General features: G+C 67.9%; 23 protein-coding genes and 2 pseudogenes. 9 read left to right on the top strand and 16 right to left on the bottom strand.

Features of this window, described 5'->3' with window-relative positions; all coding sequences use genetic code 11:
* Nucleotides 1-119: 119 nt before the first annotated feature.
* Nucleotides 120-1,495 (bottom strand): annotated as a pseudogene (locus AB0J87_RS00340) (IS1380 family transposase).
* A 1,037-nt stretch (nt 1,496-2,532) separates the two neighbouring features.
* Here AB0J87_RS00340 and AB0J87_RS00335 point away from each other — a divergent pair.
* Nucleotides 2,533-3,807, top strand: coding sequence for a hypothetical protein (locus tag AB0J87_RS00335; RefSeq protein WP_363961963.1), 1,275 nt, complete (start codon nt 2,533-2,535; stop codon nt 3,805-3,807).
* A gap of 1,068 nt (nt 3,808-4,875) precedes the next feature.
* Here the strand turns inward: AB0J87_RS00335 and AB0J87_RS00330 are convergent.
* From AB0J87_RS00330 to AB0J87_RS00310, 5 genes and pseudogenes are all read right to left on the bottom strand, one after another.
* The gene (locus AB0J87_RS00330; RefSeq protein WP_363961961.1) at nt 4,876-5,403 is read right to left on the bottom strand and encodes an EF-hand domain-containing protein; all 528 of its coding nucleotides are present in this window, start codon (nt 5,401-5,403) and stop codon (nt 4,876-4,878) included.
* Nucleotides 5,404-5,757: 354 nt separating this feature from the next.
* Complete coding sequence (locus AB0J87_RS00325) at nt 5,758-6,132, bottom strand: STAS domain-containing protein (protein ID WP_363961959.1); 375 nt, start codon at nt 6,130-6,132, stop codon at nt 5,758-5,760.
* Nucleotides 6,133-6,434: 302 nt separating this feature from the next.
* Nucleotides 6,435-7,313, bottom strand: a complete 879-nt coding sequence (locus tag AB0J87_RS00320; RefSeq protein WP_363961957.1) for an FG-GAP-like repeat-containing protein — start codon at nt 7,311-7,313, stop codon at nt 6,435-6,437.
* Between the two features lie 330 nt (nt 7,314-7,643).
* A pseudogene (locus AB0J87_RS00315) lies at nt 7,644-7,892 on the bottom strand (FG-GAP repeat protein); the annotation flags it as partial.
* 298 nt (nt 7,893-8,190) lie between these two features.
* Nucleotides 8,191-8,826 carry a hypothetical protein gene (locus tag AB0J87_RS00310; protein ID WP_363961955.1) on the bottom strand — a complete coding sequence of 212 codons (636 nt, stop codon included), beginning with the start codon at nt 8,824-8,826 and terminating at the stop codon, nt 8,191-8,193.
* 410 nt (nt 8,827-9,236) lie between these two features.
* Here AB0J87_RS00310 and AB0J87_RS00305 point away from each other — a divergent pair, with 410 nt between their 5' ends.
* Nucleotides 9,237-9,692 carry a hypothetical protein gene (locus AB0J87_RS00305; protein ID WP_363961953.1) on the top strand — a complete coding sequence of 152 codons (456 nt, stop codon included), beginning with the start codon at nt 9,237-9,239 and terminating at the stop codon, nt 9,690-9,692.
* Between the two features lie 401 nt (nt 9,693-10,093).
* The gene (locus AB0J87_RS00300; protein WP_363961951.1) at nt 10,094-10,627 is read left to right on the top strand and encodes a DUF6461 domain-containing protein; all 534 of its coding nucleotides are present in this window, start codon (nt 10,094-10,096) and stop codon (nt 10,625-10,627) included.
* A 98-nt stretch (nt 10,628-10,725) separates the two neighbouring features.
* Here the strand turns inward: AB0J87_RS00300 and AB0J87_RS00295 are convergent, their stop codons facing one another.
* Both AB0J87_RS00295 and AB0J87_RS00290 read right to left on the bottom strand, forming a co-directional pair.
* Nucleotides 10,726-11,307, bottom strand: a complete 582-nt coding sequence (locus AB0J87_RS00295) for a dihydrofolate reductase family protein (RefSeq protein WP_363961949.1) — start codon at nt 11,305-11,307, stop codon at nt 10,726-10,728.
* A 275-nt stretch (nt 11,308-11,582) separates the two neighbouring features.
* Nucleotides 11,583-13,211, bottom strand: a complete 1,629-nt coding sequence (locus AB0J87_RS00290) for a beta-N-acetylhexosaminidase (RefSeq protein WP_363961947.1) — start codon at nt 13,209-13,211, stop codon at nt 11,583-11,585.
* Between the two features lie 36 nt (nt 13,212-13,247).
* Between AB0J87_RS00290 and AB0J87_RS00285 the strand changes: the two genes are divergently transcribed.
* Together AB0J87_RS00285 and AB0J87_RS00280 are read left to right on the top strand one after the other, a co-directional pair.
* Nucleotides 13,248-14,210, top strand: a complete 963-nt coding sequence (locus AB0J87_RS00285; protein WP_363961945.1) for an MBL fold metallo-hydrolase — start codon at nt 13,248-13,250, stop codon at nt 14,208-14,210.
* Nucleotides 14,211-14,234: 24 nt separating this feature from the next.
* Nucleotides 14,235-15,122 carry a PHP domain-containing protein gene (locus AB0J87_RS00280; RefSeq protein WP_363961943.1) on the top strand — a complete coding sequence of 296 codons (888 nt, stop codon included), beginning with the start codon at nt 14,235-14,237 and terminating at the stop codon, nt 15,120-15,122.
* Here the strand turns inward: AB0J87_RS00280 and AB0J87_RS00275 are convergent.
* Nucleotides 15,101-15,607: an NUDIX domain-containing protein gene (locus tag AB0J87_RS00275; RefSeq protein WP_363961941.1), complete on the bottom strand. Its 507-nt coding sequence runs from the start codon at nt 15,605-15,607 to the stop codon at nt 15,101-15,103. The genes AB0J87_RS00280 and AB0J87_RS00275 overlap by 22 nt on opposite strands.
* A 529-nt stretch (nt 15,608-16,136) precedes the next feature.
* Between AB0J87_RS00275 and AB0J87_RS00270 the strand changes: the two genes are divergently transcribed.
* Nucleotides 16,137-16,673 (top strand): GNAT family N-acetyltransferase, encoded by a 537-nt coding sequence (locus AB0J87_RS00270; RefSeq protein ID WP_363961939.1) that lies wholly within the window; start codon nt 16,137-16,139, stop codon nt 16,671-16,673.
* On the opposite strand, the gene AB0J87_RS00265 is transcribed toward AB0J87_RS00270, so the two are convergent.
* The 6 genes from AB0J87_RS00265 to AB0J87_RS00240 all read right to left on the bottom strand — a co-directional run bounded on the left by AB0J87_RS00265 (nt 16,674) and on the right by AB0J87_RS00240 (nt 21,040).
* Nucleotides 16,674-17,018, bottom strand: a complete 345-nt coding sequence (locus AB0J87_RS00265; protein WP_363961937.1) for a DUF4190 domain-containing protein — start codon at nt 17,016-17,018, stop codon at nt 16,674-16,676.
* Nucleotides 17,019-17,086: 68 nt separating this feature from the next.
* Nucleotides 17,087-18,037: a hypothetical protein gene (locus AB0J87_RS00260; protein ID WP_363961935.1), complete on the bottom strand. Its 951-nt coding sequence runs from the start codon at nt 18,035-18,037 to the stop codon at nt 17,087-17,089.
* The gene (locus AB0J87_RS00255; protein WP_363961933.1) at nt 18,034-18,579 is read right to left on the bottom strand and encodes an RNA polymerase sigma factor; all 546 of its coding nucleotides are present in this window, start codon (nt 18,577-18,579) and stop codon (nt 18,034-18,036) included. The genes AB0J87_RS00260 and AB0J87_RS00255 overlap by 4 nt, the downstream gene beginning before the upstream one ends.
* A gap of 108 nt (nt 18,580-18,687) precedes the next feature.
* Nucleotides 18,688-19,092 carry a hypothetical protein gene (locus AB0J87_RS00250; protein ID WP_350741918.1) on the bottom strand — a complete coding sequence of 135 codons (405 nt, stop codon included), beginning with the start codon at nt 19,090-19,092 and terminating at the stop codon, nt 18,688-18,690.
* A gap of 65 nt (nt 19,093-19,157) precedes the next feature.
* Complete coding sequence (locus AB0J87_RS00245) at nt 19,158-19,532, bottom strand: hypothetical protein (protein ID WP_363961931.1); 375 nt, start codon at nt 19,530-19,532, stop codon at nt 19,158-19,160.
* A gap of 113 nt (nt 19,533-19,645) precedes the next feature.
* The gene (locus tag AB0J87_RS00240; RefSeq protein ID WP_363961929.1) at nt 19,646-21,040 is read right to left on the bottom strand and encodes an MFS transporter; all 1,395 of its coding nucleotides are present in this window, start codon (nt 21,038-21,040) and stop codon (nt 19,646-19,648) included.
* A gap of 67 nt (nt 21,041-21,107) precedes the next feature.
* On the opposite strand from AB0J87_RS00240, the gene AB0J87_RS00235 reads away from it, so the two are divergent.
* Both AB0J87_RS00235 and AB0J87_RS00230 read left to right on the top strand, forming a co-directional pair.
* Nucleotides 21,108-22,517, top strand: a complete 1,410-nt coding sequence (locus tag AB0J87_RS00235; protein ID WP_363961927.1) for a cytosine permease — start codon at nt 21,108-21,110, stop codon at nt 22,515-22,517.
* A 34-nt stretch (nt 22,518-22,551) separates the two neighbouring features.
* Nucleotides 22,552-23,037 carry a hypothetical protein gene (locus AB0J87_RS00230; RefSeq protein WP_350741911.1) on the top strand — a complete coding sequence of 162 codons (486 nt, stop codon included), beginning with the start codon at nt 22,552-22,554 and terminating at the stop codon, nt 23,035-23,037.
* Nucleotides 23,038-23,088: 51 nt separating this feature from the next.
* Here AB0J87_RS00230 and AB0J87_RS00225 read toward each other — a convergent pair whose 3' ends face one another.
* Nucleotides 23,089-24,888, bottom strand: coding sequence for an alkyl sulfatase dimerization domain-containing protein (locus AB0J87_RS00225; protein WP_363961924.1), 1,800 nt, complete (start codon nt 24,886-24,888; stop codon nt 23,089-23,091).
* A 146-nt stretch (nt 24,889-25,034) separates the two neighbouring features.
* On the opposite strand from AB0J87_RS00225, the gene AB0J87_RS00220 reads away from it, so the two are divergent.
* Entirely contained in the window at nt 25,035-25,664 is a 630-nt protein-coding gene (locus AB0J87_RS00220; RefSeq protein ID WP_363961922.1) for an HAD family phosphatase, read from the top strand.
* Nucleotides 25,665-25,667 lie beyond the last annotated feature (3 nt).

Below are 25,667 nucleotides of genomic sequence, written 5' to 3'. Positions count from 1 at the left end.
GCTGAGGGTTGAATTGCGTGCTGTGGTCAGCGCGCTGGCCCGGCTGTCGCGCCGGGTGTGCGGGGTTCCACGGGCCCGCGGGCGTTCCTTTCCTGGTCGTGGGGTCGGTCGGTGGCTGGTCAGGGTGGGGCGGGCAGGGCTTGCAGGCGGGCGAGTGCGGTGAGGATGTCGTGGGCCCAGGGCCATCGTGCGGCCAGGCGCAGGCGCACGCGTCGGCCACCGCGTACCAGCCGTCCGGCCACCGCGAACAGGCGCAGGCGCAGGCGTTTGGGTTCGTAGCTGCGGGCGGCGGTGCCGGGCAGCGCGAGCATCTGCATCCAGGCCAGGAGTTCGCAGGCCAGGGCGACGAGTTCGCACCAGATCTGGTTGCAGGCGAAGTGGTGCAGCGGCAGGTTGGCCAGGCCGGTGTCCTTGGCGCAGCGGATGCGGTCTTCGGCACGGGCCCGGCGGCGGTGGCGCAACTCCAGATCAGCGAGCTGGCCGTGCTGGTGTCGGTGACAAAGCAGGTGACGCGGCAGCCGTCGACGTCGGTGAAGCGCAGCTGGGCGCCGGGGTGCGGACGTTCCTTGCGGGCGATGACGCGCATGCCCTTGGGCCAGCCGGTCAGGTCGAGAAGGCCGGTCAGCTCGGCCACCCAGGCTCCGGGCCGCGCCTGCCGGTCGGCGTCGTAGGCGGGCGTCCACGCACTCTTCGGCAGGCGCAGCACGGCCTGCTGCACCTGCTCGGTCAGGAGGAATCCGATCGAGTACGACAGCCGGCGGCCGGGTTTGGTGAGCCAGGACAGGAACTCATGCGTGCCGCCGCCGGAGTCGGTGCGGATCAGCACCTGCCGCCGGCGGTGCTTGGGCAGCTGGGCCAGCGCCAGCCGGGTGGCCTCGATATGGTCGGTGGCGGTGTTGGAGCCGGCGTTGCCCGGCCGCAGCACGAGGGCCAGCGGTTCGCCGGAGCCACCCGGGCCGTGGTCGGCGAAGACTGTCATTGGGTGGAAACCGAAGGTGTGTTTCCAGGTCGGGGCCGCGTGCTGTTTGTCGGAGTGGGCGATGACGATGGTGGCGTCGAGGTCGAGCGGGATTAGCTCACCATCGCTGCCCGGCGCCCCGGTCCCGGCAAGCTTCCAGGCGCGCTCGCGGGCCAGGGCGCGGGCCGAGCGCAGGGCCTTGAGCGCCTTGGCCTCATCGTGGGCGAGCCGGTCGATCAGGCGGGAGACGGTCGGGTCGGAGGCCACCGCGCCGAACAACTCGGGCTGGGCGCGCAGCAGGGCGATGTCAGCCAGGCAGTCCCCGCCCAGAGCGAGAGCGACGGCCAGGTCGGCCACGATCTTGCCGGGGTCGTGCACCGCGCGGGCGGGCCGCCAGCGCTCCATCTGCGTCGACAGCGCCCGGTCCAGGCCGGTGACGCGCAGGGTCTTGAGCAGCAGCAGGCTTCCGGCATGGGACAGCAGCCCAGTGCCGTCGGCGGAGGCGGTGATGGTGTGGTGGGAGGCGATAGTCTTCACGTGGAAAGTGCTTCTCGATCTGGCGGGGACAGGACCTTAGACAAGCCCCATCCTCCCAGCTCAGAAGCACTTTTCTTATGTAGTTGATCAATCTGCGCGAAATTCACCGCGAAAGCCCGAGGTTAAGAGGAGTAACGAGGGGTCAACCACGATCACTCATGACCGGCCTCAGCCGCAGGTCAACGCCCCGACGAGCCGAGATCCCTGCAATGCCCAAGCTGACAGCGCGGGTTCGATTCCCGTCACCCGCTCCACGTACGAAGGCCCAGGTAGACCGACGAAGTCGGTATCTGAGCCTTGATCTTTGTTGGGGCCAGATGCAACCGGGCCAGGCGGACCATCCACGTCCCCGTCATCATCGCGGCGTATCGGATGAGCCCTACCGCTCCGGACAACGCCAATCTCGACCATCCTGAGTGGATCAACATCCTGAACTCGGCCGGCGCCGCCTACCCGGCCTTGTCCTCCGACAAGCACAGCTTGTGACGAAACTCCGCGCAACGCCCTTGCGCATAGGAGCGTCAGGCGCGTGGGGTGCGCGCGTCGCGCGAACAAGACCAGGTCGCGGGAAAGGGTGGCGCCTCGTGGCGCACCTCCCAGGCGGTTCATCACGTACGTCCTCGGCGGACGGGTGTGAGGTGCGAAAACCGCCGCTATTCGTTCTTCCTCCGCAAAGCCTGGCCTGAAAGCTTCACCAAAGCCGGAAGTGTTACGGCTGGTCGCCATTGGAGAGCTACGCTCCCCCTTTGCCGGGCTCCTATACGAAGGCCGGTGGACCGAGCTAGTAGCGATCAGGGAAGGGAGGCATCATGGCACAGCCGCCCTACCACGCCGGGCCCGGTGCGTGGCAGCCGCAGGGCCAACCGCGCCATGCCAGAAGCGGGCCGCAGGGCGCATACGGGAATGCGCAGCAGCCGCAACCGCCCTACCCGTTTGGTCCGCCGTATGCGCCTGGAGGGCCACCGCCCCCGCGGCGGCGCAGGAAGTCGGGGTGTACGGCGGTGCTGTTGGGCGTCTCAGGGCTGCTGCTAGCCGCCTTGGTGATCGCCGTCGGCTTCGTGGCGGTGTCCAAGCTGCGGGGCGATGTCCGTCCGATCGCACGAGGAGACCGCACCGCCTCGCCGGAGCCCGGCATCGCCGAGGGCGGCGCCAAGCTGAAGACGGTCGAGCGTGACGGCTACGACGAGCTGAAAGGGGAGGAGGCGGAGGGGATCGCCGATCCTGGGCCGCTGGTGGCGAAACCCGGCCGCTCGCCGCGCCGGTACGCCGGCTCACCGGTCATCTCAGCCTGCACTCTGCTGACGTTCGCCGATCTGAACCAGCTCGGGCTGCTTCTGCACCCCAATCCCCTGATCGGATCGTACCGGCGCTCCTACTTCGACGGGCAGGGCAATGGTCCGATCGAGAAGGGCGGGCTGTTCGTCCCGACCGACGCGCCGAACAGCTGCAAGTACGTGCTGTGGCCGAAGTCCCCGGTGGAGATCGCGGTATTTCAGGAGAGCTACACCAGTTCCCGCGCCATGGACTACTCCTTCGATCGCTACAGCACGAGGCCGGCGATCGGCGACGTGACGGTGCGGGAGCGCAAGCGCAGCTCGAGCCGAGTGAACGAGACCATCGACTACCTGCACTACGTTCTACGGCTGAAGAACACGGTCGTTCAAGTGGAGTTGTCGCTACAGCGCGGACCCCAGCAGGAGAAGCTCAGGCGGGCGCTGCTGAAGACGATCGCCGGCAACCTGGTGGAGCGCTCGGCGGATCCGGCGGGCATCCCTTCTATCGCCTATGACAGCCCTCTGATCACCGCGAAGCCGGCGCCCGCGTGTGCCCTCATCGATTCCAAGGACTTCCGGACGCTGTTCCGCCGGCCAGCCGCGCCGTTCGTCGGGGAGGAGTTCGGCAGCGCGGCCGGCAGGACGAATTTCAGCATCGGCACGGGCATCCCCGACCAGAACGAGTACGCCTACGTCTACACACGGTGCGAGCGGAGCACGGGGCACAACTACCTCACCGACCGATACAAACTGCAGGTAGAGGTCATCAGCTACATGGCCGATGCCGCGCCCGCGCACTCTATCGAGTTCACCAGGCCGCTCGACGGCGGGCAGCCGCTGACCCGTCCTGCGGGCGAGGAGTCGTACTGCGTGACCCGGCCCTATGCCCGATCGGCCGGCGCGCTGGTGTTCCGGAAGGGGCGATTCCTGGTGACGCTGTGGATGACTCAGCCCGATGATGTTCAGCGCTTCGATCCGCGCGAGCGCTGCGGGCACATCGCCTCCGTGGCGCAGCGGGTGGCCGGCAGGCTGTTGTAAGGCCCCTGCCCTGGAAAGCACGCCGACCGCATGCGGCGGCTCGTCGCAACCGCCGAGGCGGACGTTTCCGAGTTCGACGACTGACTCGCCTGTTGCTGAACGGCGAACGCCAAGCCCGCCAGCCGTACGGGCGCGTTCGATCCGACGTGCGACTTTTACGCACGCAGTAGGCCGAGCGGCGGCATGAGCGTGTGCGTCGGCAGTGCTCCAGCATGGTGAGATGGCGGTTGTGGCGATCAGCGAAGTCGACGGCTGGCCGGTGGGTGAGCGGACGGTCGCGTCGGTGGCGCGCGAGTTCCGATCGTGGGCCCTTGGCCGTGCCCGTTGCGTGTCCGTCAGGTTGGTGCATAGCGGCGAGTCACGGAGACTCATGGTCGCTCGGCTGGCATTTGCCCAGGCCGGCGTTTCCCCAGTTCATACCGTGTGATCTTGAAAGGCTTCCCAAGCTGGCAGTGCGGGTTCGATTCCCATCACCCGCTCCATACCAGAAAGCCCAGGCCAATCGGCATTTCAGGATCCGAGATTTGAACTTATCGATCTTCTCGTGCCATTAGGCGTGCCGTTAGGGCCGATGATCACTCAGCGGGTACCAGCACGCCAGGCGGGTTGTCCTCGCGTCACCACGTGCCCGTTCGTTCCCGATCAGGTGCTTGTCGATCGCTTGCGTGATCACCTGAGTCCGCCCCGCGCACCGCATGCTTGATAGATCATCGCGGCGCGCACGTTGCGATGGCCCATTCGAACCATCAGGCCATCAGGTCCTTGGGGCCCCGCACCCGACTCCGCCGCGATCGTGTTCGCCGTGTGGTGAAGGTCGTGCAAATGGAGCCCCGGCACCCCGATGGTCCGTACGGCATGCGTCCAACCACTCACTTGTTGAACCCACTCCGCCGCATCGGGCCGCCCTTGACCCTCGCGAAGACGAGCGCGTCATCCTCCGGCGTGGAACAACGGCCGGAGCTGACCCTGCGCAGGGCCGCACCCTCCACCTGTGACAATGTCCTGCCATAGCGGAACGCCCCGGCGTTCGGTGCGCTCCACGGCCGCACTGATGACGCCACCTTCGGGCTATTCCACCAGCGCGCCGAATACGTAGGTTCCGGGAGCGTCCGGGTCGTCGCCGGCCCAGAACTCTGTCCAGTGGGTGCGGAACTCGTCGCGGGTGAGATGACCGTCACCGTCCAGGTCGAGGCGCGGGAAGATCTCATCGGTCGCTGAGGGCGCCCCGTTCCACGTCTCGATGAGCGCGCCGTATTCCGAACAGGAGATGAGGCCGTCGCCATTGAGGTCGATGGCCTCGAACATCGCGTCGGCAGTGCCGGAGACCGCGTCGGTCATGTCACCAAGTCCATCCACGACGCGAAGCACCTCGTCGAGGGAGACGGCGTCGTCTCCACGGGGGCCAGAGGCGGCTCGGAGCACCGGCCACCAACCGGTCATGATGGAGGCCAGTCGCTCTGGGTCGACGGACCCTCCGACGGCCGTCCAGCGGTGGGCGAGCGCCTGGAAGTCGGCCTGGGTCAGTCGGCCGTCGCCGTCCACATCCATCGCCCGGAAGACTCTGCCGACCTTTCTACGCTGGAACTCACTGGCCACATCCGCCTCCACTCCTCGGGAGACTCAATGTTTTCGAGAGATCACTAATCGTGACCATAGTCATTTGAGTGATGAACGCATTACTTAACGTAGAGGCCCTGGTTCGTGACGTAGGAAATCGTCATCCGAAGGACAGGGTCAACGAGGACCAGGGAATCGTCCCGGCGCCCCGAGAGCACGTGCGGTCGATCACGCCACAGCCACCTTGCGGCCGTGGGACCAGCGCCAAATGGTGGCGACAGTTTCTAGTGGAAGGGGAACAGACCGGTCCTGGTCAGGGACTGTTCTCGCGCGGTGTATCACCGTGGCACTACACACCGTGCCCATCGAACTCGCTGACCGAGTGCCGTACCGTCACGCACCAGAGCGCAGCTGCTCCACAGCCGACTCCACCGTCTCGCGGAACCTGAACGCCCGGTCCAGCCTTATCTGTCGGCAGTGTGCCAGCAGGTCAACAGGAGCTGCCGCGACAACCAGCGCTCCGCCACCTGTCATCACTCGCTTCGCGCTCGAAAGAACCGCTCCGATGGTCCAGCTGTCCCAGGCGTCAACGCCGGCAAGGTCGAGGACCAGATAGGGCGGATCCGGCATGGGCAGCGCCGTCATCGCATCCCGAAGACGAGCCCCTAAGCGAGCATCGTGGCAGAACTCACCGCTCACGTGCAGGACCGCATACCAATCGTGCAGCGCTCCATGTATTTCCAGAGCAGTGCCAGGTTGCTCGCTCATGCTGCAACCCCCGTCTCTGCCGATTGCCCTCCATTCTGCCTCCGGCTCGGGCTCCAGCTCCAACTCCGGGTCCGGGTCCGGCTCCGGGGTGATCGCCGTACTGCGGCAGGATCGTAGATGGCTGAGGTGAAAGCCTGATCATCCCGCTTGTCACCACCCTTGGAGAAAGCGAGCAGGCCGGGAGCCAATGTCGTTCCTCATGCGTCGCGCAAGGAGTGCCAGGTGGCGGGCTGATCGTCGTGCCAGCGCGCAGTTAGGGCGAGCCTCCGGTGAGTGGTGGATTGGGCTGAGGTCGGCTCAGTTCAATAAGCGGCCAAAGCCGATGTCCTGCCCGGGCGGGTGTTCTGGTCAGGGCTGATGAACGTGGGCCTCGTCGTGTTCACACCGTCTGACGAGCCTGGCAGTACGGCTACTGCCGACTCGGTCGGGATCGCAAGTGCGAGGTCCGCACGGCCGTCCTTGTTGAAGTCCGACAACTGCAGCGAGGCGCCGAACGATTGAACGTGCTGCGCATCGAGCACGTCGCCCGGTTCGATGATCTGGGCTCCTTCACCCGGCAGGCGGTTCTTTTCTCCGTACAGCAGGAAGGCGGCGCCTTTGCCGGCGAACTTGGCGGGTGCGCTGACCGCTACATCCGCGTACCCGTCGTGGTTGATGTCGTCGACAGCGAGATAGCCGCCGAACCCGTCGCCGTCCACGGAACCTGCGAGCAGGCCGCGAGAGTCCTGGGAAATCAGTACGCCCTTGGGGGTCAGTCCCTTGGGTGAGCCGCGGTGAACGTAGATCTGGCCTCCGGGGTCGGCTGCGTCGGCATAGCTGTTGCCCGCGATCACGTCGCCAAAGCCGTCGCCGTTGACATCGCCGACGCCCAAGGCCTGAACGCCCCACGCGTCGAAGGTGCGACCGGCCACCACCCTCAGCCCGCCGGAGGAGCCGCGGTAGACCGCCCCCTTACCCTCATCAGCTGGATCGTCGTCAGAAAAGGCGGCCACGAGATCGTCGATCCCGTCGCCCGTGACGTCGCCTGCGGCCAGCGCATTGATCTCGCTGGACTTCTTGACTATTCGAGGCCATGGCGGATGCTGCCGTATCCGGCTGCTCCCATAGACCACCCCAACCGACTGTTCCGTCACCAGTCCCAGATCCTGGTAGCCGTCCCCGTTGAAGTCGCCCGCGGTCAACAACTCCCCGAACGTCGCGTCTTCGGGCTCGAGCAGAACCGCCGAGCGGCTGGACAGCCCCCTCCTTGCTGCCGAAGAAAATCGTCACAGCGGCAGGCGAGAGATTGGATTCGGGAGTCGCGCCGATGGCTAGATCGGCGTATCCGTCGCGATCGAAATCGCCGCTGGCGGACGACACGCCGAAACTGCTGCCATTGGTCGAAGCCCCCCCGGCTGGCCCGCCTGTTCAGGCTGGAGAAGCTTCTGACGACGCGTGGTGAGTCCGTCGGCTCTGCCGAACGAGATGATGACGTATCCGGAAACCGTGGAAGGTTTGCCCTCCCACCATGGTCCAGGAGCACCGATGGCGAGGTCGGCGTAGCCGTCGCCGTTGTAATCGCGGGCCTTCACCGTGTCGCAGCCCACTCGGCATTTTCCGCGGGTTCCCGGCAGCTTCAGCGGTGCCTTCGTCGGAGTCGGTGAGCGGGCCGCAGAGGGAATCTCGGCAGGTTCAGGCGCATGAACGGGGGCGGATGTGATCGGGAGCCGAGCCGCCGGAGCCTCGGCGGAACATGCGGTCAGACCTACCGCGATGGTCATGGTCGCAAACCCTCGCGTGATGGTCGTCCGCATGACCGGCAGGATAAAAGGCCGCTGTGAGATGAGTACGACGAAGGTGACGATCGAATCTGGGCGCGCTTTCATGTCGCCACGTCGCTCCAGGTCACCGTTGCCGGCAGGGTGAAAGGTATGCCGACCGATATTTGCCGGTGCGGCTCAAGGGGGCCGCTGCGCGGCCTCGCGGTCCTGCGCTTGTCAGGGGTGGCCGCAGTTGTGTCTGTGCCTGTGCTTGGGGCGATCGATCGACGGCAAGTTTCGGGACGGCAGGGCAGATGTACTAATGGCGTTCGGGAGGCAGTTCACCGACTCGCGCCACCGTGTGGGTTCCATTGCCCGTGCATCGCCAGACAGCGATTTTGTGTTCCAGTTCGGCGCGCAGGCCTAGATCATGAGCGGAGCAGACGGGCCAGACTTTCCAGAGCAGCTCCATGATCACTTCCTGAGTGGCGTCCGCGACGCTCGCGAGCGCCTCCTGAGCATCGCGTCCCTCGGCGGGCCTGATGCCGTTGCCCTGGTAACCATCCCGGAACTCCACCCAGGCATGACCGCTGTCGTCCCAGTCAGGGATGACCAATCGGAGGGTTCCAGTGATTCCCCTGCTGCGGATGTCGCGCTCGACGAGCTTCAGTGCCCGTTCCAACGCCACCCACAGACTTGGTTCGAGGGCGAAGGTGGGCTCGAACCGGACGTCACGGAGAAGCCTCTTGCCCAGGCGGGCCACGTCGGCCGTTGTCAGATGAGCGGTTGGGCGTTCGAGGAGTTCCCGCGTGGCAGGGGTGCTTATGTCGGCTTCCTCCAGCAAGCAGGCCAGCGCGATGACGGGTTCGGCGTCAAGGGCGCCGTCGCGCAACGCCACGTAGATGCGGCCCGTCAACTCGTCGATGACCTGCCGGGCTTCCTCATGGGAGTGCACGCTGCAGTGTTGCCGATCGGCTGAAGCCAGGCAACCGAAATCGTGGCGTGCGACTCGGTCAAGATGGCGGCTGGGCTGTGCCCCTTCCTGCAGCGATCGGGGAGTCACGTGGCTGGAGAGGCGAAGGTGCTCTGTGAGAACGTGCCTGCCTGCGAACGTTCCGCCGTGTCGCTGAAACTGGATGCGATGCCCCTTGCCCTCTTCTGGAACGAGACGCGCTGGCGCGCGAATCGCTCACTGCTCTGTTTGTCGCGGGCCCGGATAAGGCGCCCATCGGTCGAGGTGTCGAAATCCTTGACGGGCTCGGCCTGATTCGGTGACCTTGCCGCGGTCATGGCGGTGCGTCCCGGCCCTGAGCGCTCGACAGGCAGGACAGGAGATTGTCGTACGGGATGGCTACGGTTCGGGGTGTGACGTATCCCGAGGTCATCCCGATTTCATACGAGCCCGACTATCACACCGACCGCATCGGCCGATGGCGAGATGGTCAGTTCCTTGGCGGGGTTGTGCCTGCCTTCCGGGAAGGCTACTCAAGAACAGAGGATTGGTTATCCCATAAGCGGTGGTATGCCGTTCTTCACCGCTTCAGCCCTGAAGGTCACTACCTTGACTCTCGTGTCGAATGTACCGGAGCCGATGACAGGCATAGGGAGTCGGTAGACGCCGCAGATCGGCGGCTGGACGAATGGTTCACTGAGCTGCCCGACCTCGAGTTCGGCGACATCGCCATTCGTCCGTTTCGGCTGGAATTCGATGGCGTGGTGTTCGGGCTGATCCTGGAAGACCATGAAGGCGAGGAGTGCGCGGAGCTTTATCCCAACAATCTTGGCTTCTATGCACCCTGGGACGGCCTCTACGACACCTGATCACCATCATTACGGGCCACCGAGAGCCGGAGTGGCCTGGAGTTCGGCCCCGTCGGTCATAGGGTGCTGGGCGACAGGGGGCCAGTCGCCCGAGCTGGGCGTATTTCGGCACGTCAGGTGCAGCTCGGGGCGGGGCTGGATCTTCCCGCGAGGATGGCCTGCTCTGAATACTTCCGGCCTCCACCGACCGCCAGTGCTTCGCTTCGCATCGACGCCGACAAGGCCAGGTCTTGGCTGATCGTTGCCGTCAGCGAGCCGAGAGCTGGTCTCCGGCGCAGGTCCGTGCCACGACGAGCCAAGGTGCTTGCGATTCCCGCGTCGACAGCGCACCTCTTCGGGAAGCATCGCGGGACGTTGCCCAATCTGGTGAGGCGGTCTTTCGTCGTTAGGAGAAATATTTCATGAGCGGTGCGACAGCGGCTGACTATGCGTGGCTGGCGGACGAACGCACTGGTTACGATGGCGAGGCAGGGCTGTGCCTGACCTTCGTGCGGGGGTTGCCTCCCGACGAAGCCTTTCGGCGGATCGGGGCCGCCCCTGGAGCTGCCGGCGAGTTCCGAATCGCAGCCTATGCCGTGCAGAGCGGGACCGTTCTTGAGTACGGATGGGCGGGGATGTTACGGGAGCAGTCGGTTCCCTTGTCCGTCGGCACCGTCGTGGCCACCGTATTCGTTGACATCAACCACGATGACTTCTTCTATCTCGTCGACGGCCGGCGGATCAGCTCATTCAGCTGGTACGCCTACTCCCTTCGCCACGGTCTCGACCCTGATCCGCTCCTGGCCGACGTACACGAGTTGGGGCTCGACCTGGACGATGGCACCGAAGAACCGCTGCCGAGCGCGCTCGCGCTGGCCGAGCGTGCCACCGGAGTGCGGTTGCACCGCGCCGACTACATCAGACCTTCGCTGATCGGCTCGGTTGGTCAGGCCTGAGCGAAGCGCGAGGAGATCGCGACCGCCTGCACAGGAACCGCCTACGGATGCTCATCGAATCCCGATGGCCTTCCAGCGACTCGGCGCGGTAGGCGAGGTCATCGGCGGACGCGGTAGCGGAGGTGTGTGGCTTCCCGTCCTCGGATGACCTGGATGGTCTCCAGTTCGATGTGGTCGGCGCCGAGGTGTTCGAAGAGTCGGCGGCCCTCACCGAGCAGGACCGGGACCAGGTGGATCTGTATCTCGTCGAGGAGTCCGGCCAGGAGACAACCCTGGGCGGTACCCACGCCATGGACCAGCACGTTCTTCTCGCCGGCGGCCTCCTTGGCGCGGCGTACGGCGTCCTTGAGATCGCTCAGATATGTGACGTTGGGCCACTTCGCGTATCGGGGGCCGGGTTGGTGGCGGCTGAGAATGAAGATGGGCACGCCGTCGTGATGATCTCCGTCCCAGCCTCCGGCTGGTTCGAAGGTTCCGCGGCCGGCGAGCACCGCTCCGGTGGAGAGAGAATCGTCAAGGACCTCACGATCGGCGCCGTCCAGTTGTTCGGCGTCGCCGACGCCTCCCGTCCATTCGTGGAGGCGGTGTCCGCCGTCACCCAGGCCGTTATCGGGTCCCTCATTGGGGCCGGCGACGAAGCCGTCGAGGGACATGGACATGTAGAGGACGGTCGACGACATGACGGGGGTTCTCCCTTGTTCGAATGATGAGCAGGGGTGGCGCAAATCTGATACCGCTTCACCGCCGGGCCGCGCACAGCCGTGGGACGCCAGGTGTGTGAGTTGACCGACTTGATTCTCTTCGCGATCGGTGGCGTTCAGAACGAGCTGAAGGGGTGTGCGTCTGGAAGGTTGGGATCCTTGTCGGCCTTGCTGGCGTTGGTCGCCGCCCAGACGCCCAGACGCCCAGAGGTGCGGAGAGTGGTTGGTTGCCGCATTAGCGGTCGTGTGGCAGGTCAGGCCGTTCGCCAGGTTCGTCGAGGTTTGTTGTGCGGGCGTCCGGGGATGCCGGGGCGTTGCTGCCATGGGCGGGGTCCGTCGGGCGGGCGGTAGGCGACGCCCAGCGCGTCCAGGCGGGCGTAGTGTGCCGCGTTCATCCGGCGCTCGAAGCCGTCGAAGTCGCGTTCGTCGGGAGCCGGCAGGTCCGACCAGGCCACTTCGGCGAACGCGACCAGCCGGGGAAACGCCTGGTAGTCCACTCGGCCGCGATTTTCGGCGACTTCCGTCCACAGGTTGGCCTGGGTGCCGATGACGCGGGCCGCGTGAGCCGTGCCCGCCAGCCGGGGCGGTACGGGCTCGAACCGGTAGACGTCCTCCAGCGTGTGCACCCAACCGAACGGCACGGGCTCCCGGGCATCCTGGGACTGGACGTGATCGAGGTAGACCTCCTGTTGAGGGCACATCACCACATCGTGCCCGGCCTCGGCAGCGGCGATGCCGCCCGTGTACCAGCGCCAGCACGCGACGGCGGCGCCCTCCGCCAGGCCGCCCTCCAAGATCTCGTCCCAGCCGATGAGACGACGGCCACGCTCGGCCAGCCGGCGGCCGAAGTGGCTGATCATCCAGGACTGGAGCCCGTCCTCGTCCTTGAGCCCCAATTCCCTGATGCGTGCCTGCGCCGTGGGTGACTCGCGCCATTGGCCTTTGAGACACTCGTCGCCGCCGATGTGGATGAACAGGCTGGGGAAAACCTCCAGCACCTCTTCCAGAACGCCCTCATAGAAACGCAGTACGGCGTCGGTCGGCGCGAGCACGTTTGGGCTCTTTCCCCATTCGGTCCACACCTCCAGCGCGGTGGTGTCGATGACGTCGGTGTTCCCCAGTTCGGGATAGGCGGCGATGGCCGCCTGCGAATGACCTGGGATATCGATCTCCGGGACGACCGTGATGTGCCGCTCCCCGGCGTACGCGACGATCTCGCGTAAGTCGTCCTTGGTGTAGAACCCGCCGTGCGGCCGTTCCTCCCAGATCGCCGGCTCGCCCCAGCCCATGCGGGTACGCGGCCGCCACGCGCCGACCTCGGTCAGCCTGGGATAACGCTCGATCTGGACGCGCCAGCCCTGGTCATCGGTGAGATGCAGATGGAACACGTTGAGTTTGTGCGCGGCCAGCAAGTCGACGTACCGCATCAGGTCTTCCTTGGGCAGGAAATGGCGTGCGACGTCGAGCATGAATCCCCGCCAGGCGAAACGCGGCGCGTCGTGTACGGTCACGTACGGCACCATGACCGGCTCTCGTGCGATGGGGGCACGGCGAAAGGCGTCCAAGCCCTGGATCTGCCGTAAGGTCTGACGCCCCCAGAAAACACCGGCCTCGTCACCGCCCGCGATCTCGGCGCCGTCGGCCGACACGGTCAGTCGATATGCCTCAGGCCGGAGCAACGGATCGACGCGGGTACGCACGACCCCTGTGAACGGCCCGGAACCTCCGGCCCATTCGAGCCGGACCGGTGCGGGAATCAAGCCCGGTTCGATCGCCACCGGCCTATTCTGCGCTCGGCCGGCGGCATGGGAAAGGCAGCCGACCCCGGCAGAGATATCCACTGGAAATTTCGCCGCCGGGCCGCGAACCTGGCGAGCATCCATCAAGGCCAGTGTTCGAACATCTGGAAGGCGTACCCGATGACGCATACCTCCCAAGAGCATCCGGATCTGCTGGTGAAGGGGCACCCTTTCCGGCAGTGGAAGACGTGGCGGATCCCCGGCACCGCGTTCACCCTCACCGGTTACTCCCGGGCGAACGACAAGACCTTCTTCCACATACCGGAGCTGCGATGCGCCCTGGACGCCGGGTTGTGCGAAGGGCGGCAGCCCGAGACGGTCTTCTTGACGCACACGCACCACGACCACGCCAAGGATCTCGACTACCTCGCCTCCAGACCATCCGGCGCCGACATCTACCTGCCGGCCGAGGCGCTGCCCTATGTGGAGGCTTTCCTGCGTGCGTCCGCCGAGCTGAATCACGCGGCGCCGTACGATCCGGCGCTGGCCCCGGCCTATCGTCTTCACGGCGTGCGGCAGGACGACGAATTCGCTTTCGGCTCCCGTGGCCACCACGTGCGCGTGGTGGGATGCGAGCACAAGGTGCCCTGCGTGGGCTACGCGTTCAGTGAGAACGTCAAAGAGCTGCTGCCCGAATTCCAGGACCTGCGGGACGGACTCGTCCGGGACGGACGCGGCGCGGAGTTCGGCCGGACCATGGCGCGGAAACGGCGAGAAGGCGTGGAGATCGACCGGCAGGTACGCCGCCCCCTTTTCGCCTTCCTCGGCGATACGCATGTGTCGGTGTTCGAGCGGAACCCCTGGCTGTTCACCTATCCGGTCATCATCACCGAGTGCACCTTTCTCCACGACAGCGAGCTGCCTCGCGCGGACCGGGTCGGGCACACGGTGTGGAGCCGGCTCAAACCCGTGGTCGAGGCGCACCCGGACACGCTGTTCGTGCTGACCCACTTCAGCCTGCGCCATTCCGATCAGGAGGTGGTCGATTTCTTTCGGCGGGAACGGCACGACAACGTCCTGGTGTGGGCTAATTCGGAAAGCCACCTGCCGGAGCAGCACCAGTCCGGGCACGCGGACCAGTAGATGGTCGAAGGAGAGGATGAGGTCATGCTGCCCGCGGACAGTCATGTTCACAGCGAATGGTCGTGGGATGCGCCGGGCGGCTCGATGGAGCGGACCTGCGCGCGGGCGGTGGAGTCAGGGCTGCCCGCGGTCGCGTTCACCGAGCACGTGGATTTCACGGCCTGGGTGGTCCTTGCCGACGACCTCGACGAATACGCGCATCTCAAGCCGTTCGTCACGCCGGCCGGAACGCCGACCGGAACGCCGACCGGGACGCCGACCGGGACGCCGACCGGAACGCTGACTCCGCCGAGATTCGATCCCGGCGGATACCTGGAGTGCGTGCGGCGCTGCCGCGATCGGTTTCCGAGCCTGCGCATCATCACCGGGGTGGAATTGGGCGAACCGCATTGGTACGGCGACGAGGTCGCGAGGCTGCTCGACGCCGGGCAGTTCGACCGGGTGCTCGGTTCGCTGCACTGCCTGCCGGTGGGGCGGCAGTTCTCCGAGCCGCCGTACCTGTACCGTCAGCGACCGGCCGCGGAGGTGATCCGGGAATACCTGGCCGAGATACCTCGCCTGATCAGGAGCTCGGACGCCTTCGGGGTGCTCGCCCACATCGACTACCCGCTGCGCTACTGGCCTGCGCAGGCCGGGCCGTTCGATCCGAACGCGTTCCAGGAGGAGTTCCGTCATGCCTTGCGCGTGCTCGCCGACAGCGGCCGGGCGCTGGAGGTCAACACGCGGGGGCCGCTCCATCCCGAGATCGTTCGCTGGTGGCGTGACGAAGGCGGAGACGCGGTCACCTTCGGCAGCGATGCCCACGACCCGACCGGAGTCGCGTACCGCTTCGCCGAGGCGACGGCCATGGTCGAGGCCCAGGGGTTCCGGCCCGGCCGTCATCCCCATGACTACTGGACGCGTACGGGCTGACCGCCGGTGAAGTACTTCCCCGCCATCCGCGTGTGCAGCGGGAACGCCAGCTCCTGCGGCCGGTCGATCACCAGCCACTCCGTCGTTTCGGCCGTGGCCGTCACCGGTGGGAGGGCGGCCGAGCTCGTACGCGGCCCCAACCCGAAGATCAGCACCGTGCCGTCAGGGGCGCTGAGCACGTCGAACAGCCGGACGTCGTCCGCCTCGACGAGGATGCCCGTCTCTTCCCGAAGCTCTCGGGCGGCCGCCTGCTGCCAGGATTCGCCCAGGTCGATGAAGCCGCCGGGCAGGGCGAGCTCGCCGGGGCGCGGCTCGATGTCGCGGCGGATCACCAGCAGTCCCTCGTCCACCGGCAGCACCATCACGGCGACGGGCAGCGGGTTGAGGTAGCTGGTGTTGCCGCAGCCGGCGCAGGTCCGCGGCCACGGCTGATCCGGGACGTAGGCCGTGCCGCAGAAGGAGCAATGTGAGTTTCTGGTCGTCACGATCACGAGGCTAACGCCGTGACCGGAAACAGCCGCCGGCCGCAAGAAGGAAGCGATGGAGAAGAGACACGGAAGCCCCGGCTGCCAGGCTTTCGGCTCGATCGAGAAAGGACGAGTGGCTTCAGGAAAAGTCCGGAACGTGGCGGGCACGGTGGCGGCGGCGGGGGCCGTCGGCGCGTTCGTAGCGGCAGGGGAGCCGGCGGTGCCGCAAACTGACGGGTGAGCACTGGGACCACAGCGCTTCGGCATCCTGGCGACTCCGCTGAGCAGGGGCTCCTCCCAGAGGGGCGAGGGGCCGGGGATGCGGCTCGTCCGAGAAGTGCACAACGACGGGCTTCACCAGTGCGAGCCCGTCGAAGAAGCCGGTGGCGTGGAGCGTCACCTCCAGCCGGCGCCTTGGCCTTCGGGGGTTCGGAGGCCAAGGCGCTCTTGGAGGCCGGCCAGGTGATTACCCGGCCGGCATCTGTCGTGAGGAGCGGGGGTCCGAGGGCAGTTCGGGTCGTTCATCGGTTATGGCACGCTCTGACCCATGCAACTCAGAACGGGCGCACCGCGCGACGCCGACCTCATCGCGGCGTTGCACGCCGAGAGCTGGCAGACGGCCTACGCCGGGATCATGCCCGCCTCCTTCCTCGACGGCCCGCTCCTGGAGGACCGCAAGGCGCTCTGGGCCGCCCGGCTCGGGGCCGGTGAGCCGGGCACCGTCGAGAACGCCTCCCACCTGCTGCTCGCCGAGCAGGACGACGCGCTGCAGGGTTTCACCTACCTGATCGCCCAGCCCGACGGCCGGGTCCTGCTCGACAACCTCCACGTCCGCCCCGCCCGCAAACGCTCCGGCATCGGACGCCTGCTCATGAGCCGCGCCTTCGGCTGGGCAGCCGCCAACCACCCCGGCAAGGCGGTCTACCTGGAGGTGCTCAGGGACAACGCCCCGGCCATCGCCTTCTACGAGCGATGCGGCGGCAGCGCCACGCGGGACTTCTGGGAGAGCGTGCCGGGAGGGGTCGAACTGCCCGTGATCGAGTACGCCTGGACGCCGGAAAGCGTCAAGGCCCTGGCCGGCTGATCAGGGGTTCAACCAGGAGAATCCGGTGTTGACCAGTTCGGCGAGGGCCTGGGGTTGGGTGAGAACGAGGAATCCGATGAAAAGGAATGCCGGTACGACCACGACGTACCCGAGGACGAGCCCCGCTATGGCCATGCCGTGGCCGGGCCTGATGCCGCGTTTCGTCTTGCCGGTGGCGGCATGGCCCAGGACGACGGCCACGATGGACGGGATCCCGAGCAGGAACCAACTGCTGAAGAGCCCGAGGATGCCGAAGATGAGGCTGGCGACGGCGAGACCCGAGGTGGGCGCCGGACCCCTCAGCGGGGGAAGGTGGTACTCGCCGCCTTCGTGCGGAGGCCGCATTTCGTCTCCGTCCTGAACGGGCTTGGATTCGCCACGATCCCCCACTTCTCCTGGCCGATCAAGAAGCGTTATTCCTTGATGACGTTGTCGCGTGGACCGCCGTAGACAGGGTTGCGGTCGTAACGCTTGTCGGTGACGAGCAGGCGGATCACCCCGGGCTCGCGGATGGACTCCTCCGCCTCCCAGACGACCCAGTCGTCGCCCACGGGAGTGGTCCGCGTGGGGCCCTCGCCGAATCCGCCAGGGTTGCCCGGCGCGATCTCCATGATGAGGAAGGTGACCTTCAGTCCGCGCTTCCTGAGCTCGGGCAGGACCTCGCCGACGGTCTTCTCGTCCACCCGGAGCCCGGCGAGCGAGCGGCCCTTCACGGTCGCCAGCCGGTAGTCGGGCTTGACGTCCTTCCGCACGGGCTCGTCCTCCAGGACGCACTGCCCGATCGGCCCGGTCATCAGGATGGTGGTGGTGGTCTGCTCTCCGATCGTCCAGACGAAGGTCTGGCCGGGCTTGAACAGCTTGGTGTCGATCCGCATCTGCCAGCCGCGCCCCTCTTCTCCGGGAATGTTCTCCGGTACGGAGTACAGGCCCGGGGGGATGTCCTCGACGTGGGTCCCGCGCGGCTCCCGGCACATCTTGCCCGGAGGCACGTAGTCGACGATGGCGGGGACGTTGAGCTCCTGCAGTTGCCTCGTCAGCCCCGCGGCGTCACGGAAATCCCGCAGCTTGACGTACACGACGCCGTCGGAGTCCCTGGTGACCGCGTACGAAGGCGGCACGCCGGTCCGCAGCAGGCCCTGCCCCACCACGATGCCCACGGCGAGCGTGGCCGCCACGGCCAGCCCCAGGAACAGGCGCCGGGCCCGGTACGGGCGTGGGCGAGCCGCGGGCGGGCCGGGTTCGGTGGCGGTGATCGAGGCCAGCAGCGTCCGCGCCCCCGCGTCGGACGCCTGCCCCCCTGGCCGGCCCGGCTCCACTCGGGCCAGTGAGCGGGTGATCGTGTCGATGTCGTCGGTGTTCTTCACAGCTGCCTCTCCGCCGGGATCAGCCGGCTCTCCGACGTGAAACGGACGTCCGCCTCGGCCAGCGCGCGGGCGAAGCGCTTGCGGGCGCGGTGCAGCCTGATGCGTACGGCGTTGCGCGACAGGCCGAGCACGGCGGCGATCTCCTGCCGGTCCAGGCCCTCCCACGCGACCAGCGCCAGCAGTTCGCGGTCGTCGTCGGACAGGTTCCGGAAGACGTGTGCGATCGCGGACAACTCGACCCCGCTGTCGGGCGAGGCTCCGTACAGGTCGGCCATCTCGGTGTCGAGCTCCACGCTGCGCGCCTGACGGCGGACCTCGCCGCGATAGTGGTTGGCCAGCACCTTGCGTGCCGTGCCGTACAGCCACAGCGTGGCTTCCTCCCCGTCCGGGAGGTCGTGTATCCGCCGCCAGGCGACGGCGAAGGTCTCCGCCACCACGTCCGCCGCATCCTGCGGGGAGTCGCAACGGCGCGCCGCGTACGCCGTGATCAGGCCGTACGTTTCCTGGTAGACGGACTCGAACCTGGCCCGTTCCTCATCCACGAGGCATCCCCATGCCTGGCTCCTTCATAGTGCGATGTACGGACATCTGTGCCTATGTAGGGAGGCGGGCCATCATTTCGCGTCAGAGCGGAGAAAGTTCGAGGGAGCTCAGTCAGTCGCGCGTTCGAAGGCGCTGAGCACGCGGGTGGTCGGGTCCGGCGCCCCCTCGTCCCGGAGGCGGTCGGTGAGGAGGAAATCGGTCAGCTCGAACGCGGCGGCGTGCTCGTCCTCGCTCAGGACGAAGACCCCGCCGGCGGCGTCGGGGTCCCAGCCATGCGTCAGCGCATGGTCGATGACCTCCCGCACGTCCTTCGGGGTCGGGTAGGAGTTGTCGCTCGCGCAGCCCCACGGCAGGACCGCCTTCGACAGCAGGTCCGCCTGGAGCACGCGGCTGTTCTTCCCGGCGCCCCAGACCCGCAGGCGGACGCATCTGTGGCAGTCGCGCCCGCCGGACACGTGGTGGATCTCGCCCTTCCACACGAACTCCCGCCCACCCGCGCGGAGCTTGCGCAATCTCGTTCGTATGGTGCCCACCCCCGCGCCGAAGCCTAGCCGACCCGGCGAACGGGAACGCCTGGTCATCCTTCGAAGCGGATCGTCGCCCCCCGGTCGGTGATCGACAGCACGCGGAAGTTGAGCGTGCGCTTGCTCCCGTACCGGAACTCCCCCCTGGCGCCCTCCCCCAGTGACGAGGTGAGGCCGGGGGCCCGCACGACGACCATGTCCTGGTTGAAGAGGCCGCCCATGTACTCCTTGGAGACGCGCACTCTGCCGAGGCCGTACGCGCTGGAGACGCGGAAGCTCACGGCCCTCGTGAACGTGAACTTACACTTCCCGTCGTAACAGGCCCGCAGGTTCGGGGCGGAGGCGGCGGCCGGGGTCGCGGCGAGGACCGGCGTCGCGACCAGCGCGCAGGCGAGGGTCAGGGCGGTGATGGCCTTCCGGGGGTGCATGGTCTCCCTTTCGTCGGCGGTTGCGGCCCGGTACGCCGTGCTCGCGTGGCTCGGCCGCAGGAGGTGAGGCCTTTCTACAAGGCATGCGCCGGGAGGGGTCCCGAGCGGAGGCGCTAACGCGGGCGGGCGAGGTCGTACACGGCGGCCACCAGGGAGAGGAAGACGAACAGCAGGACCACCGCCAGGCCGTGGCGGAAGGCGATCGCCCAGTCCGCGCCGAGCGCGCCGAAGAACGTGGAGCCGGCCGTCGCGATGCCGATCGCCGAGCCCAGCCGCTGGCCCGTCTGCAGGACCCCCGCCGCGCTCCCGCCGCCCTCGGGCGGCACCTCCGACAGGGTGATGGCCTGGTTGGGCGAGATGACCAGGCCGCTGCCGATGCCCGCGACCAGCAGCGGCAGGGCGGTGGCCAGGCCCGCGCCGGGCCCCGGCACCAGCACGGTGGCGGCCATGGTCGCCGCCAGGCCGGCGATCACCGTGAGCAGGCCGATGACCACCACGCGGCGTCCCGCGCGGGACACCAGCCGCCCGCCCACCACGCTGGACGACGCCGAACCGAGGGCGAACGGCGTGATCGACAGGCCCGCCAGCAGGGGGCTGTAATGGAGGCCGCTCTGCAGGTACAGGGTGAAGATGAAGAAAATGCCGGTGAATCCGGCGAAGTAGAACAGCCCGATGGCCGTGCCGAGGCGATAGGAGCGTTTCCTGAACAGCGCCAGGTCCACGAGAGGCTCGCGGCGGTAGAACCGTTCCCACGTCACGAACCCGCCCAGGATCAGGAGCGAGGCGGGGATGATCAGCCATTTGGCGTTCCCCTCCCACTGGTGGCGCTGGATGAAGGGCAGCAGCAGGCCCGCCACCCCGACGCCCAGGAGGAGCACGCCCACCGGGTCCATGCTCTCCCGCCGCCGCGGCACGTCCTGGCGCGGGGCCGGCAGGACGTGCCAGGCCAGCGGCAGCAGGGCCAGCCCGATCGGCACGTTCACCAGGAACACCCACCGCCACCCCAGCTCGGGCCCGGACAGGGTGACCAGTGCGCCGCCGATCAGCGGCCCGGCGGCCGTGGAGAGGCCGATGGTGGCGCCCAGCGCGCCGAACGCCCGCCCCCGCTCGTGCCGCGCGAACATCTGCTGGATCAGCCCCGACACCTGCGGGTTCACCGTTCCGGCGGCCATGCCCTGCACGAGCCTGGCCGCGATCAGCACCTTCATGTCCCAGGCGAAGCCGCACGCCGCGCTGGCGAGCGTGAACAGCGCCACACCCCACATGAACAGCGTCCTGCGGCTCCTGGCGTCCCCCATACGCCCGGCCGGGACCAGCAGCAGGCCGAACGTCAGCGCGTAGCCGGAGACCGTCCACTGCAGGCCGTCCGCCGTCGCGTGCAGGCCGGCGCGGATCGACGGCAGCGCCACGTTGACGATGCTCACGTCCAGCCCGGTCATGAACGCCGACACCAGGCACACGGCCAGTGCATGCCGTCGCCTGTCGAACCCGGTGGTCTCCGCGCTCATGCCGTCCAGACTCTCACCGACCATCCAAGGGTTCTCTTACCGGGTATGGGGCGAGTAACGTCCGATCATGGACACGATGACCGTCGAGCAGAACGGCATCAACGCGGTCCCCGAGGCCGAGCGGCACGGCCGGCCGGGGGACCTCTTCTGGCCGTGGGCCGGCTCCAACCTCTCCCTGTTCGGTGTCGCCTTCGGCGTGTACATGGTCGGTCTCGGTCTGGGCGTGATCCCCGCGATCATCACCGGGGCGGTCGGGTACGCGCTGTCGTTCCTGCTGGTGGGCCTGGTCGCGGTCGCGGGGACGCGGTCGGGCGTGCCGACGATGACGCTGGGACGGGCGCCGTTCGGGTACCAGGGGAACAAGCTTCCCGCCGTTTTCTCCTACATCTCGAACGTCGGCTGGGAGATCGTGCTCGTCACGCTCTCCGCGCAGAGCGGCGCGGCGATCCTCGCGCGGCTCGCGCCCGGCGTCCCCGCCACCACGGCCACCGCCGTGTGCTTCGCCGTCGCGGCCGTCGTGGTGATCGCGGTCGGCGTGTACGGCCACGCCCTGATCATGGCGGTCCAGCGCTACCTGACGTACGCGTTCGTCGTGCTGACGATCGTCTACATGGCTCTCATGGTGCCGAAGCTCGGCGGGGCGCTGAAGAGCGACGCGGGTCCCGGCGAGTGGGTCGGCGGGGTCGTCTTCGCCATGACGCTGCTGGGTCTGGGCTGGGTCAACTGCGGCGCCGACTACTCCCGCTACCTGCCCTCGAACTCCCGGGCCAGGTCGGTGGCGCTGTGGACCACGCTGGGTGGCGCGGTGCCGCCCATGGTGCTGCTCGTGTTCGGCGTGCTGCTGGCGGGCGGCGATCCGAAGCTGGCCGAGGCCGCCGGGGGCGACCCGGTGGGCGCGCTGGCCCAGGCGCTGCCGACGTGGTTCCTGCTGCCGTACCTGCTGACCGCCATCGGCGGCTTCCTGGCCGGGGCGATCATGGACATCTACTCGTCCGGGCTGTCGATGCTGGCGCTCGGCGTGCCGGTCAGGCGGCACTACGCGGTGCTGATCGACGGCGTGCTCATGGTGCTCGGCGGCTACTACCTGCTGTTCGTGTCCAGCAGCTTCCTCGGCACCTTCCAGGCGTTCCTGGCGATCATCGGGGTGGTGATGGCGGCCTGGGTGGCGATCTTCCTGGTGGACATGTGGCGGCTGCGCGCGGGCGGCAGGTCGTACGACGAGCGGCTGCTGCGGCCGGGCGCGCCCGCGCTCAACTGGGCCGGGCTGGTCTCGCTGGTCGTGGCGTCGGCCGTGGGCCTCGGGCTGATCACCTCGGGCGACCCGAACATCGCCAGGATCGTCGGCTTCCTGATGAGCGACGAGATGAAGACGGGCACGTTCGGGGGGACGAACATCGGCGTGGTCATCGCCCTCGTGCTGGCCGGGCTGCTGTACTTCCTGATCACCATCTTCACCGGGCGGCGCCGCGAGGCGTGACGGCGCCGAGTCCTGAGGTTACTCTTGGTGAGTAATGATGGACATTCCGTCGCGGTTGCTGCGGTGGGCGGTGCATGCCACGGCCTGCGGGCTTCTGGTGCCCGCGGTGGTGGGCTCGCTGCGCGAGGACCAGGTGGCCGTGGCCGTCGGGGGGCTGGTGCTCGGCTTCGCCTATGCCGCCGGTCCGCTGACGTCCGGAGGGCTGCGGGTCGTATGGCTCGGGCTCGTGACGGCCGGATGGGTGGTGCTGGCGGTGGCGGCGCCGCCGTTCGTGTGGCTGGCGTTCCCGCTGCTGTTCGCGTACCTGGACGTGCTGCCGCTGTGGGGGGCGATGTTCGGGGTGGCGGTGCTGACCTCGGCGGCGATCCTGGCGGCGGTGTGGCACGCCGGTGAGCTGACCCTGCCGCTGGTGCTCGGGCCGGGCATCGGGGCCGCGGTGGTGACGCTGCTGGCGCTGGCCTGCAAGGCGCTGCGCCACGAGGTCGAACGGCCCGAGCAAGAGCCCTCGCTCAGGCCGTGACGATGACCCTGCGAAGACTCAGGCCGTGACGGCCCGAGCTAGGGCAGAGGCTCAGGCCGTGACGATGGCGAAGTCGGGTGTCGCGTGGTCGAGGACGGCGACCAGCCGTTGCAGCGCCCCCGTGTCCCCCTCGCGCTCCACGCCCCCGACCCCCTTGCCCGCCAGCAGCCCCACGAGCTGGTCCTTCGTCAGCCGCAGCGTCAGGTCGGCGCTCTCGTCCGCGGGCTCCCGCTGCTGGATGAGCGCGCCGTTGGAGAGCGTCGTACGGTACCGCTCCCCCAGGTCGGTCAGGTACCAGTCGATCGACAGCCGCTCGTGCCAGGCGCGCGGCCCGTCCACGCGGATGGCGAGCGAGTCGAAGATCTGCTCCACGGACAGCGCGGCGAGCAGGTCGAGCGAGCCGGCGTCCACGCTGGCGGGCACGATGCCGTCGGACAGCTCCAGGGCTCCCATGAGGTAGAAGTTGCGCCACACGGCGTTCTCGGCGCCGTGGCCGAGCCGGGTGTAGACCTCGGCGAGCAGGTCGCGGGCCTCCTTGTTGCCCTCGTCGGCGAAGACGGCGTGGTTGAGCAGCTGGGCGGCGAAGCGCAGGTCGTTCTCGTCGATGTAGCGCCTGGCGAACGCGACCACGGCCGAGCCGCCGCCCAGGCAGTCGACGTACCGGACGGCGCTCTCCCGCGGCGGGTGCTCCCACAGATGCGCCGGATTCCCGTCGAACCATCCCAGGTAGCGCTGGTAGACGGCCTTGACGTTGTGGCTGACCGAGCCGTAGTAGCCGTGCGTGTGCCAGGCCTGCTCCAGCTCGGGCGGCATGTGCATGGCCTCGGCGATCTCGGGCCCGGTCAGGCCCTTGTTGAGCAGCCGCAGCGTCTGGTCGTGCAGGTACGCGTACATGTCCCGCTGCTGTTCGAGGAAGCGGACGATGCTGTCGCGGCCCCAGGTGGGCCAGTGGTGCGAGGCGAAGGCGACGTCGGCGCGGTCGGCGAACAGCGTCACGGCCTCGTTCAGGTAGCGCGCCCAGGCGCGGGCGTCGCGGACCATGGCGCCGCGCAGGGTGATGACGTTGTGCTGGTTGTGCGTGGCGTTCTCGGCCAGGCACAGGACGCGGCGGTCGGGGAAGAGGAAGTTCATCTCGGCGGGGGCCTCGGTGCCGGGCGTGAGCTGGAAGAGCATCCGGATCCCGTCGACGGTCTCCTCCTGGCCGGTACGGGTGATGTCCGTCGTGGGCGGGATGAGCGACACGGTGCCCGTCGAGTTGGTCATGCCGAGGCCGCAGCCGATCTGGCCCTCGGGCGAGCGGGGCAGGGCGGGGCCGTACATGTAGACGGCCCGGCGGGTCATGGCCGGGCCCGCGTAGACGTTCTCCGACACCGCGTGCTCCATGAACCCCTCCGGGGCCAGGATCGGCACGCCTCCCCCGGTGACGCCGCGTACGCCGCCGAAGTGGTCGACGTGCGAGTGCGTGTAGACCACGCCGGTGACCGGGCGCTCGCCGCGGTGCTCGCGGTAGAGCCGGAGCGCGGCGGCGGCGCACTCCGTGGAGACCAGCGGGTCGATCACGAGGACGCCGCGCTCGCCCTCGGCCAGGGTCATGTTCGACAGGTCCAGGCCGCGCACCTGGTAGACGCCCTCCGCGACCTCGTACAGACCTTGCCTGGCGCACAGCTGGCCCTGCCGCCAGAGGCTGGGATGGGCCGTCGCCGGGCACTCCCCCTGGAGGAAGTCGTAGGAGTCGTTGTCCCAGATGACCCGGCCGTCGGCCGCTTGGATCACTGCCGGACTCAGCTTCGCGATGAAGCCGCGGTCGGCGTCCGCGAAGTCGTCCTTGTCGTGAAATGGAAGGTCTGCCATGTCTAGCCGAGTGCCCAGGAATCACTCCACATAGCTCAATAAACATCCCTAATAGCATGAATCTAGGGCAATACGGACAGACCTGGCCCGGCTCCTCGGCGCCGAGTGATGGGGCCGTGTGGTTGGCTGGTCGGGTGGAAGCGTGCGTGTTCGACCTCGATGGCGTGCTGGTGGACTCCGAGCCCGTGTGGGAGGAGGTGCGCCGGGCGTTCGTCGCCGAACACGGCGGCACCTGGCAGCCCGACACGCAGTCCAGGCTCATGGGCATGAGCACCGGGGAGTGGGCCGCGTACCTGCACTCGCTGGGAGTGTCGATGCCTCCTGACGAGATCGCGCGTGGTGTGGTGAACCAGATGGCCGCCCGCTACCGCGACGGGGTGCCGCTGATGCCGGGGGCGGTGGAGACGGTGCGGCGGCTGTCCGACGCCGTCACGCTGGGGCTGGCCAGCTCGTCCCCGCGCAGGCTGATCGACGTGGTGCTGGACGCGGCCGAGCTCGACGAGTGCTTCGCGGCCACGGTCTCGACCGAGGAGGTCGCCCGCGGCAAGCCGGCGCCCGACGGATACCTCGAGGCCGCCCGGCGGATCGGGGCGGACCCGCGCAAGTGCGTGGCGGTGGAGGATTCGAGCAACGGGCTGCGTTCGGCGCACGCGGCGGGCATGCGCGTGATCGCCGTGCCGCACCCGCACTACCCGCCCGCCCCCGACGCGCTGGCCCTGGCCTGGCGCGTCCTGCCCGGCCTCGACGAGCTGACCGCCGATCTGCTGCTCGTTTGACCG

The organism is Nonomuraea sp. NPDC049625 (assembly GCF_040675285.1).
GTDB classification, from domain to species: Bacteria; Actinomycetota; Actinomycetes; order Streptosporangiales; family Streptosporangiaceae; genus Nonomuraea; species Nonomuraea angiospora_A.
The sequence above is the reverse complement of the archived record's forward strand: the minus strand, read 5'-3'. Positions and strand labels throughout refer to the sequence as shown.

Bases quoted from the DNA above. Each gene is read 5' to 3' on its own strand.
- AB0J87_RS00225 (WP_363961924.1), bottom strand. From the start codon at position 24,888: ATGGCAGACCTTCCATTTCACGACAAGGACGACTTCGCGGACGCCGAC.
- AB0J87_RS00325 (WP_363961959.1), bottom strand. From the start codon at position 6,132: ATGAGCGAGCAACCTGGCACTGCTCTGGAAATACATGGAGCGCTGCAC.
- AB0J87_RS00265 (WP_363961937.1), bottom strand. From the start codon at position 17,018: ATGCGGCCTCCGCACGAAGGCGGCGAGTACCACCTTCCCCCGCTGAGG.
- AB0J87_RS00235 (WP_363961927.1), top strand. From the start codon at position 21,108: ATGGACACGATGACCGTCGAGCAGAACGGCATCAACGCGGTCCCCGAG.
- AB0J87_RS00245 (WP_363961931.1), bottom strand. From the start codon at position 19,532: ATGCACCCCCGGAAGGCCATCACCGCCCTGACCCTCGCCTGCGCGCTG.
- AB0J87_RS00300 (WP_363961951.1), top strand. From the start codon at position 10,094: ATGAGCGGTGCGACAGCGGCTGACTATGCGTGGCTGGCGGACGAACGC.
- AB0J87_RS00290 (WP_363961947.1), bottom strand. From the start codon at position 13,211: ATGGATGCTCGCCAGGTTCGCGGCCCGGCGGCGAAATTTCCAGTGGAT.
- AB0J87_RS00285 (WP_363961945.1), top strand. From the start codon at position 13,248: ATGACGCATACCTCCCAAGAGCATCCGGATCTGCTGGTGAAGGGGCAC.
- AB0J87_RS00230 (WP_350741911.1), top strand. From the start codon at position 22,552: ATGATGGACATTCCGTCGCGGTTGCTGCGGTGGGCGGTGCATGCCACG.
- AB0J87_RS00295 (WP_363961949.1), bottom strand. From the start codon at position 11,307: ATGTCGTCGACCGTCCTCTACATGTCCATGTCCCTCGACGGCTTCGTC.
- AB0J87_RS00280 (WP_363961943.1), top strand. From the start codon at position 14,235: ATGCTGCCCGCGGACAGTCATGTTCACAGCGAATGGTCGTGGGATGCG.
- AB0J87_RS00240 (WP_363961929.1), bottom strand. From the start codon at position 21,040: ATGAGCGCGGAGACCACCGGGTTCGACAGGCGACGGCATGCACTGGCC.
- AB0J87_RS00270 (WP_363961939.1), top strand. From the start codon at position 16,137: ATGCAACTCAGAACGGGCGCACCGCGCGACGCCGACCTCATCGCGGCG.